Origin of the sequence: Rhodococcus chondri (assembly GCF_036327435.1) — a bacterium.
In the GTDB taxonomy this organism is placed as follows: Bacteria; Actinomycetota; Actinomycetes; order Mycobacteriales; family Mycobacteriaceae; genus Rhodococcus; species Rhodococcus chondri.
This window is the reverse complement of the sequence record NZ_JAUZMZ010000178.1, coordinates 1-8,983: the sequence shown is the minus strand read 5'-3', so window position 1 is coordinate 8,983 and position 8,983 is coordinate 1. Positions and strand designations below refer to the sequence as shown.

Below are 8,983 nucleotides of genomic sequence, written 5' to 3'. Positions count from 1 at the left end.
GCGAGATACCCGGCCGGGAGTGGCCGCCGTCCGCTGGGGCCGCGGCCTGGGCCTGGGCTGGACGCAGACGCTGGGAACGGCGACCGAGGTGCGCAGCTGGATGTCGATTCCGACACTGCTCGGGATGGGCACCGGCTTGGCCGGGGTGCTGCTCGGACTCGGCGACCACACCACCGCGGTGTTGTCGATCACCCGGCCCATCGCCGCGCTGGTGGCCGCGTTCGTCACCGTGCGCATGCTGCTCGCGGTGCTCACCGGCCGTCTGCATCCGGTCGGGGCGCTGGGGGTTTCGCTGGGCGCGATCGTGCTGTTGTTCCCGGTCGTGCAGCCCTGGTACCTGCTGTGGGCGGTCATTCCGCTGGCCGCGTGGGCGACCCGGCCGGTGTTCCGGATCCCGGCCATCGCGTTCTCGTCGGTGGTGAGCGTGATCCTGATGCCCAACGGCGGTGAATATCAGCCGTTCATCATCGTGCAGGCCGCGATCGCCACCGTCGTCGTCGTCGGATTGCTCATCGTCGCGACCCGCAACCGGCTCCCGTGGCGCACCGACGAGCGCGTACCACCGCGCCCGGCGGAAACGGCCGACGCCTACGCTGGAACCCCGTGACCCCGAGATCCCCCTCCGACGCAGTGCCTGCGGTACGCCTGAACGGCGTCGTCAAGACGTTCGGGGGTGTCACTGCCGTGGACGGTCTCGACCTGACCGTCGAACGCGCCCAGGTGCTGGCCCTCCTCGGCCCCAACGGCGCCGGCAAGACCACCACCGTCGAGATGTGCGAGGGCTTCGTCACACCGGATACCGGCACCGTCCGGGTACTCGGTCTCGATCCGATCGCCGACTCCGCGGCGTTGCGGCCCCGGATCGGCGTCATGCTGCAGGGTGGCGGCGCGTATCCCGGGTCGAAAGCCGGCGAGATGCTCGACCTGGTCGCCGCCTATTCCGCCGATCCGCTCGACCCGGACTGGTTGCTGCAGCGCCTCGGTCTCGAGGAGGCTCGCCGCACCCCGTATCGCCGTCTCTCCGGTGGTCAGCAGCAGCGACTTGCCCTGGCATGCGCGCTGGTCGGGCGCCCCGAACTGGTGTTTCTCGACGAGCCGACCGCCGGCCTCGACGCGCAGGCCCGGCTGCTGGTGTGGGAACTGATCGACGCACTGCGCCGCGACGGCGTGAGCGTGCTGCTCACCACGCATCTGATGGACGAGGCCGAGGAACTCGCCGACGAGATCGTCATCATCGACCACGGCCGGGTGGTGGCCTCGGGTTCCCCGGAGGAGGTCACCCGCACCGGATCCGAGGGCCAATTGTGGTTGTCGGCGCCGCTGAATCTCGACCTCGCTCCACTGCGGTCCGTGCTGCCCGAGGGGTTCCGGGTCCGGGAGGCACTGCCCGGCCGCTACCTGGTGGAGGGCGCCATCGATCCGGTGGTGGTCGCGGCCGCCGCGACGTGGTGCGCCGAACTCGGGGTGCTGGCCACCGAGATCCGCGTGGACCAGCGCAGCCTCGAGGATGTCTTCCTCGAGCTCACCGGACGGGAGCTGAGAGGATGAGCGTGACCCACGATCGTCTGGCGAACAATCGGTTCGCCGCGGGAACCTTCACGCCCCGGCCCCGCCCGAACACCCCCGCGAAGATGCTGGCGGCGCAGACCCGGATGGAACTGAAGTTGCTGCTGCGCAACGGCGAGCAACTGCTGCTGACGATGTTCATCCCCATCACCCTGCTCGTCGGGCTGACACTGCTGCCGATCGGCGACCTCGGTGACTCGCGCATCGACCGGGTGCTGCCCGCGGTGATGATGGTGGCGGTCATGTCGACGGCGTTCACGGGGCAGGCCATCGCCGTCGGATTCGACCGCAGATACGGTGCACTGAAAAGGATCGGCGCGACCGCCCTCCCCAAATGGGGCATCATCGCAGGTAAGAGCTCCGCGGTCGGCATCGTAGTGGTGCTGCAATCAATTCTCCTCGGCGCCATCGCGGCGGCGCTGGGGTGGCGTCCGGATCCGACCGGACTGCTCGTCGGCGCGGTGGTCATCGCGCTGGGCACAGTCATGTTCGCGACGCTCGGGCTCCTGCTCGGCGGCACCTTGCGCGCCGAGATCGTTCTGGCCCTGGCGAACATCGTGTGGTTCCTGTTGCTCGGCATCGGCAGCCTCGTGGTCCTCGGCGACGTCCTGCCCGACGTGGTCGTGCATCTCGTTCGACTCGTGCCGTCGGGGGCGCTGACCCTCGGCCTGGAAACGGCGGTCCAGGGCGGCATCGACTGGCTGTCGATGCTGGTGCTCGCGGTCTGGGCGGTGCTCGGCGGAGCCGCCGCGGCCCGCTGGTTCCGCTTCACCTGATCGGCGGGTCCGAAAACACCCAACTACAGGGTGTAGTGGATCACGCCGTACCATCGTGTGCGTGTTGTATCGCGGCTATCTGAGCCTTGTGGACCGTCTGCCGATGCCCTCGCTCCGAACCCAGCGCATCATCGCGTTCATTTCGATCGTGGTGCAGGGCGGCATCGCCGTCACCGGATCGGTGGTGCGAGTGACCGCGTCGGGCCTCGGCTGCCCCACGTGGCCGCAGTGCTTCCCCGGTTCGATGGTGCCCGTCGGCGTGTCCAGCGGGGTGGACACGCTCCACCAGATCGTCGAGTTCGGCAACCGGCTGCTCACCTTCGTCGTGGTCGTGGCAGCCGCGGCGGTGGTACTCGCGGTGACGCGGGCGCGGCGTCGGCGTGAAGTGATCGCGTGGGCATGGGTGATGCCGGCAGGCACCGTGCTGCAGGCGATCATCGGCGGCCTCACCGTGCTCGCCGGGCTCGCGTGGTGGACCGTCGCGATCCACATGCTGGTGTCGATGCTGATGGTGTGGCTCGCGGTGATCCTGTTCACGAAGGTCGGCGAACCGGACGACGGCGTGGTCGTGCAGCTGCTACCGCAGCCGCTCCGCTGGCTGACGGCGCTGTCCGCGGCCGCACTGGCCGGGGTGATGGTCGCCGGCACCATGGTCACCGGCGCCGGTCCGCACGCCGGCGACAAGAGCGCCGACCGGCCCGTGCCACGTCTCGATGTCGATATCACCACGCTCGTGCACCTGCATTCGCAGCTGCTCGTCGGCTATCTGGCGCTGCTCGTGGGCCTGACGTTCGCGGTGTACGCCGTCCACGCCACCGACGCGATCAAGTTCCGGCTCAAGATCGTGCTGGCCCTGGTCGTAGCGCAAGCAGCGCTCGGACTGGTGCAGTTCTGGACCGATGTACCCGCGGTGCTGGTCGTGCTGCACGTCGCCGGTGCCGGTCTGTGCACCGCCGCGACCGCCGCGGTGTGGGCCGCCGGCAGGATCCGCACCACCGCACCCGACCGCGAACCCGTCGCGGTCTGACCACCCGCGCCTCCGCTCGGCACCGAGTCGAACACGATCGGGGCCCCTCACCAAGTGTGAGCGGCCCCGATCGTGGTTCCCGACGTGGTCAGCGTTCGTTGCGGGCCTTCGGGAAACGCGTCGATCGAGCGACCCAACCGGCCATCTTCTCCCAATGACCTTTTCGCGGGGTCGCGATGCTGGTGACCTCACGATCCCATTCCGATGCGGTGACGTTCGGCAGCGCCTCGAGCACCGCGTGGGCGGTCGCCACATTCGGCACCATGCGGTCGCCGAGCACCCCGTCCTCGGCCACGACCGTGATCCGCACACCGGCGCGGCCGACCGGCTGGATCACCGCTTTTGCGGTTTCGCCGTGCTCGGCGACGAAGCTGCGGAGGGAGGACACGATGTCGGCCGGTGCCGCGATCTTTGTTTCGACGCTCATGCCAGCAGAATACTGTGGCCGTATGCGCGCAATCGAAGTGGCACAGCACGGTGGGCCCGAAGTCCTCGTTCCCGTCGAACGTCCCGATCCGCAGGCGGGTCCCGGCGAACTCCTCGTCCGCACCGACGCGATCGGGGTCAACTTCATCGACACCTATTTCCGCACCGGTCTGTACGCCACCGAGGTGCCGTACGTGCCGGGTAGCGAAGGTACCGGCAGCGTCGTCGCCCTCGGTGACGGCGTCTCGGGGTTCTCCGTGGGACAGCAGGTGTCGTGGTCGTCCGCGGCCGGATCGTACGCGGAGCTGGTGTGTGTGCCCGCCGAGGTCGCGGTGCCCGTCCCCGACGGCGTTCCGGCCGAGCAGGCCGCCTCGGCGTTGCTGCAGGGCATGACGGCGCACTACCTGCTGAATTCGACGTATCCCGCGCAATCCGGCGACACGGTGCTCGTACACGCCGGCGCCGGGGGTGTCGGGTTGATCCTCACCCGGCTGGCGACCGCGAAGGGGGTGCGGGTGATCACCACGGTGTCGTCGGACGAGAAGGAAACGCTCTCCCGCCAGGCAGGGGCCGCCGAAGTGCTGCGCTACGGCGACGACCTCGCCGAGCGGGTGCGGGCACTGACCGCCGGAGAGGGTGTGGCCGCGGTGTACGACGGGGTGGGCGCGTCGACGTTCGAGGCGTCGTTGGCGTCGCTGCGGGTGCGCGGCACGCTGGCCCTGTTCGGGGCGGCGAGCGGGCCGGTGCCGCCGTTCGACCTGCAGCGCCTGAACTCGGCAGGCTCGCTGTTCGTCACCCGCCCCACCCTCGCGCACCACGTGCGTACCCGCGAGGAACTGCTGTGGCGTGCCGGGGACGTGTTCGCCGCGATCGCCGACGGCACCCTGACCATCCGGGTGGGCGCGAAGTATCCGCTCGCCGAGGCAGCGCAGGCGCACACCGACCTCGAGTCGCGCCGGACGACCGGCTCGGTCGTGCTGATTCCCTGAGCCGGCCTCTAGCCCGAAACGCGTGGTGCGCCCGTCCCGCAGGACAGGCGCACCACGCGAAGCGAGAACCTCAGAAGTACGAGGCGAGTGTCGGCACCGCCAGCACCGAATCGATCGCCAGGCCCAGGCACACCACCGCGAGGTAGTTGTTCGACTGCAGGAACAACTTGAGCGGCTTGACCGAGCCACCACCACGCACGCTGTTGTACAGCTGGTGCGCGACGAACAGGAACCACGCCCCGGCGATCACCGCGGTCGCCGCATAGATGAGCCCCGCCGCAGGCAGGATCACGAGCGTGGCCAGCACGGTCGCCCAGGTGTAGAACAGGATCTGCTTCGTCACATGCTGCTCGGTGGCGATCACCGGGAGCATCGGCACCCCGGCCGCCTTGTAGTCCTCCTTGTAGCGCATCGCCAGCGCCCACGTGTGCGGAGGAGTCCAGAAGAAGATCACCAGGAACAGCACCACCGGTTCCCAGCTCAGCGACCCGGTGACCGCCGCCCAGCCCACCATCACCGGCATACAGCCCGCGGCGCCGCCCCACACGACGTTCTGCCAGGTACGACGCTTGAGCACCATCGTGTAGACCAGCACGTAGAACGCGATGGTCAGGACCACAAGCGCGCCGGCGAGCAGGTTCGCCCGCCACCACAGCCACAGGAACGACGCGACACCGAGCACCATGCCGAACACGAACGCGTTCCGCGTCGGGACCGCCTGCCGCGCCAGCGGACGCAACGCCGTGCGTTTCATCACTTTGTCGATGTCGGCGTCGACCACGCAGTTCAACGAGTTCGCACTCGCCGCGCCCATCCAGCCACCGAACAGTGTGCTCAGGATCAGGATGATGTCGACGTTCCCGCGGTCGGCGAACAACATCGCGGGAATGGTCGCGACCAGCAGTAATTCGATGACCCGCGGTTTCGTCAACGCGATGTAGGCGAGCACCGTGCCTGAAAGCCGGCCCCACGCGGTGTCGGGACGGGGGGCCTGGGGTACTTCGGGGGCACCCAAGCCGTGTCCACCCGGCCGTCGGCCTGCCCGCACACTGTCTCCTTGCACCACGCGAATACGCACCTTCGCTCGCCCGCTCACGATCGCCCGGTCTCGGACGCGCCTCTACTACGAACGATGGTAGACCGCGGGCCCGCCCCGACCGAATCGACCCGCTCCCGGGCGCGCACTACTCTGAAGGAACGCGCGAGGCATTCCGTACCCGCCGGCACCCCGTATACCCATGTCAGGAGACTTGAAGCTCGTGTCGATCACAGACGAGATCCGCACCCTCACTCAGCCGGCGCATCCGGCCGACTGGACCGACCTGGACACCAAGGCCGTCGACACCGCGCGTGTCCTCGCCGCCGATGCGGTGCAGAAGGTCGGCAACGGGCACCCCGGCACCGCGATGAGCCTGGCTCCGCTCGCCTACACCCTGTACCAGCGCGTGCTGCGGCACGACCCGACCGATCCGCACTGGGTGGGCCGCGACCGGTTCGTCCTGTCCTGCGGACATTCGAGCCTGACGCTCTACGTCCAGCTCTACCTGTCCGGGTACGGCGTCGAACTCGCCGACCTCGAGGCGCTGCGCACGTGGGGTTCGCTGACCCCGGGCCACCCCGAGTACGGGCACACCCCCGGCGTCGAGATGACCACCGGTCCGCTCGGCCAGGGGCTCGCCTCCGCCGTGGGCATGGCGATGGCCGCGCGCCGTGAACGCGGCCTGTTCGATCCCGAGGCCGCGCCGGGCACGAGCCCGTTCGACCACTACGTGTACGTGGTGGCGTCCGACGGCGACATCGAAGAGGGCGTGACCTCCGAGGCGTCCTCGCTCGCCGGGGTCCAGGAACTGGGTAACCTCGTCGTCTTCTACGACGACAACCGCATCTCCATCGAGCACGACACCACCATCGCGCTCGGCGAGGACGTCGCCAAGCGTTACGAGTCCTACGGCTGGCACGTACAGACCGTCGAGGGCGGCGAGAACGTCACCGCGATCCTCGAGGCCGTCGAGGCCGCCAAGGCCGTCACCGACAAGCCGTCGTTCATCGCGGTCCGCACGATCATCGGCTACCCCGCCCCCACCAAGATGAACACCGGCGATGCGCACGGCGCCGCGCTCGGCGCCGACGAGGTCGCCGCGGTCAAGAAGGTGCTCGGATTCGACCCGGAGGCGAACTTCGAGGTGGCTCCCGAGGTGATCGAGCACACCCGTCGCGTCGTCGATCGCGGCACCAAGTCCCGCGCCGAGTGGCAGGCGGACTTCGACGCGTGGGCCGAGCGGGAACCGCAGCGCAAGGAACTGTTCGATCGGTTGTTCGCCGGCGAGTTCCCGGCCGGATGGGTCGACGCCCTGCCGACCTACGACCCGACCGACAACGGCCCGGCCACCCGCAAGGCGTCGGGCAACGCACTCGCCGCGCTCGGCCCGATCCTGCCCGAGTTGTGGGGCGGCTCGGCCGACCTTGCAGGCAGCAACAACACCACGATCTCCGGCTCGGAGTCGTTCGGACCCACGTCCATCTCGACGAACGACTGGACGGCGCAGCCGTACGGCCGCACGCTGCACTTCGGTATCCGTGAGCACGCGATGGGCTCGATCCTCAACGGCATCGCGCTGCACGGCCCGACCCGTCCCTACGGCGGCACGTTCCTCGTGTTCTCCGACTACATGCGTCCCGCGGTGCGGTTGGCCGCGCTGATGCAGACCCCGGCGATCTACGTGTGGACGCACGATTCGATCGGTCTCGGGGAGGACGGACCGACGCACCAGCCGATCGAGCACCTCGCGGCGCTGCGCGCGATCCCGAACCTCGCGGTGGTCCGCCCGGCCGACGGCAACGAAACGTCGTTCGCGTGGAAGGCCGCGCTCGAGAACAAGACCGGCCCCACCGCCCTGGCGTTGACCCGCCAGAACGTGCCCGTGCTCGACGGCACGCGGGAGAAGGCCGCCGACGGTGTCACCCGCGGCGCCTATGTGCTGGCCGAGGCGTCATCCGGCACTCCGGAACTGGTGCTGCTGGCCACCGGCTCCGAGGTCCAGCTCGCGGTCGCTGCCCGCGAGGTGCTCGAATCCGAGGGTGTGCCGACCCGTGTGGTGTCGGTGCCCGTGCTCGACTGGTTCTTCGAGCAGGATCAGGCCTACCGCGACGAGGTGCTGCCGCCGTCCGTCCGTGCCCGCGTGTCGGTCGAGGCCGGCCTGGCCATGCCCTGGTACCGGCTGCTCGGCGACGCCGGTGAAGCCGTCTCGCTCGAACACTTCGGCGCTTCCGCCGACTACAAGACCTTGTACCGCGAGTTCGGCATCACCGCCGAGGCAGTCGTCGACGCTGCCCACCGCTCGCTGACCCGCGTGAAGGGATGATCGGATGACTCAGCAGACCACGATCCAGAACGAGAATCTGGCGCAACTGTCCGCCCAGGGCGTGTCCGTGTGGCTCGACGACCTCTCGCGCGAGCGTATCGAGTCCGGCAACCTCGCCGACCTCGTCGCGACACGCAGCGTCGTGGGGGTCACGACGAACCCGTCGATCTTCCAGGCGGCACTGTCGAAGGGCCACGCATACGACGCGCAGGTCCGTGAACTGGCCGCATCCGGCGCCGACGTCGACGCGACGATCCTCGCCGTCACCACCGACGATGTCCGCGCCGCGTGCGACGTGCTCGCACCGGTGTACGAGGCGAGCGGCGGCGTCGACGGGCGCGTGTCCATCGAGGTCGATCCGCGGCTGGCCCACGCCACCGACGCCACCGTCACCCAGGCCATCGAACTGTGGAAGATCGTCGACCGCCCGAATCTGTTCATCAAGATTCCGGCCACGGTCGCGGGTCTGCCCGCGATCGCGCGGGTGATCGGCGAGGGCATCAGCGTCAACGTGACGCTGATCTTCTCGGTGGAACGGTACGAGCGGGTCATCGAGGCCTACCTCGACGGGCTGACCGCCGCCAAGTCCGCCGGCCACGACCTGTCGTCGATTCATTCGGTGGCGTCGTTCTTCGTCTCCCGCGTCGACAGCGAGATCGACGCGCGCCTCGAGGCCGTCGGCACCGACGCCGCGCTGGCGTTGCGCGGCAAGGCCGGCGTCGCGAACGCGCGGCTCGCGTACGCCGCGTACCGCAAGGCGTTCGAGTCCGGCGCGCGGTTCGAGCAGCTCGCCGAGGCCGGAGCCCGCCCGCAGCGGGCGCTGTGGGCCTCGACGGG

The 8,983-nt window shown here is 69.3% G+C and carries 9 protein-coding genes; 7 read left to right on the top strand and 2 right to left on the bottom strand.

Annotated features, from left to right (window positions below; genetic code table 11):
* From mptB to Q8814_RS21900, 4 genes are all read left to right on the top strand, one after another.
* Window positions 1-607: polyprenol phosphomannose-dependent alpha 1,6 mannosyltransferase MptB (gene mptB / locus Q8814_RS21915; RefSeq protein WP_330154093.1), on the top strand; the 607-nt coding region annotated here is incomplete at its 5' end.
* Entirely contained in the window at window positions 604-1,548 is a 945-nt protein-coding gene (locus Q8814_RS21910; RefSeq protein ID WP_330154092.1) for an ABC transporter ATP-binding protein, read from the top strand. The genes mptB and Q8814_RS21910, both read left to right, overlap by 4 nt.
* The gene (locus tag Q8814_RS21905; protein WP_330154091.1) at window positions 1,545-2,342 is read left to right on the top strand and encodes an ABC transporter permease; all 798 of its coding nucleotides are present in this window, start codon (window positions 1,545-1,547) and stop codon (window positions 2,340-2,342) included. The genes Q8814_RS21910 and Q8814_RS21905 overlap by 4 nt, the downstream gene beginning before the upstream one ends.
* 61 nt (window positions 2,343-2,403) lie before the next feature.
* Window positions 2,404-3,369: a COX15/CtaA family protein gene (locus Q8814_RS21900; protein ID WP_330154090.1), complete on the top strand. Its 966-nt coding sequence runs from the start codon at window positions 2,404-2,406 to the stop codon at window positions 3,367-3,369.
* Between the two features lie 88 nt (window positions 3,370-3,457).
* On the opposite strand, the gene Q8814_RS21895 is transcribed toward Q8814_RS21900, so the two are convergent.
* Window positions 3,458-3,796 (bottom strand): hypothetical protein, encoded by a 339-nt coding sequence (locus Q8814_RS21895; RefSeq protein ID WP_330154089.1) that lies wholly within the window; start codon window positions 3,794-3,796, stop codon window positions 3,458-3,460.
* A gap of 22 nt (window positions 3,797-3,818) precedes the next feature.
* Here Q8814_RS21895 and Q8814_RS21890 point away from each other — a divergent pair, with 22 nt between their 5' ends.
* On the top strand, window positions 3,819-4,784 hold the full coding sequence (locus Q8814_RS21890; protein WP_330154088.1) for a quinone oxidoreductase family protein: 966 nt from the start codon (window positions 3,819-3,821) through the stop codon (window positions 4,782-4,784).
* 70 nt (window positions 4,785-4,854) lie between these two features.
* Here the strand turns inward: Q8814_RS21890 and Q8814_RS21885 are convergent, their stop codons facing one another.
* Entirely contained in the window at window positions 4,855-5,832 is a 978-nt protein-coding gene (locus Q8814_RS21885; protein ID WP_330154087.1) for a heme o synthase, read from the bottom strand.
* 211 nt (window positions 5,833-6,043) lie between these two features.
* Here Q8814_RS21885 and tkt point away from each other — a divergent pair, with 211 nt between their 5' ends.
* On the top strand, window positions 6,044-8,146 hold the full coding sequence (gene tkt / locus Q8814_RS21880; RefSeq protein ID WP_330154086.1) for a transketolase: 2,103 nt from the start codon (window positions 6,044-6,046) through the stop codon (window positions 8,144-8,146).
* Window positions 8,147-8,150: 4 nt separating this feature from the next.
* On the top strand, window positions 8,151-8,983 hold an 833-nt coding region (tal, locus tag Q8814_RS21875; protein WP_330154085.1), incomplete at its 3' end, for a transaldolase.

Excerpts from the sequence above, each read along its gene's own strand:
- Q8814_RS21905 (WP_330154091.1), top strand. The coding sequence starts at position 1,545 with ATGAGCGTGACCCACGATCGTCTGGCGAACAATCGGTTCGCCGCGGGA.
- Q8814_RS21895 (WP_330154089.1), bottom strand. The coding sequence starts at position 3,796 with ATGAGCGTCGAAACAAAGATCGCGGCACCGGCCGACATCGTGTCCTCC.
- Q8814_RS21890 (WP_330154088.1), top strand. The coding sequence starts at position 3,819 with ATGCGCGCAATCGAAGTGGCACAGCACGGTGGGCCCGAAGTCCTCGTT.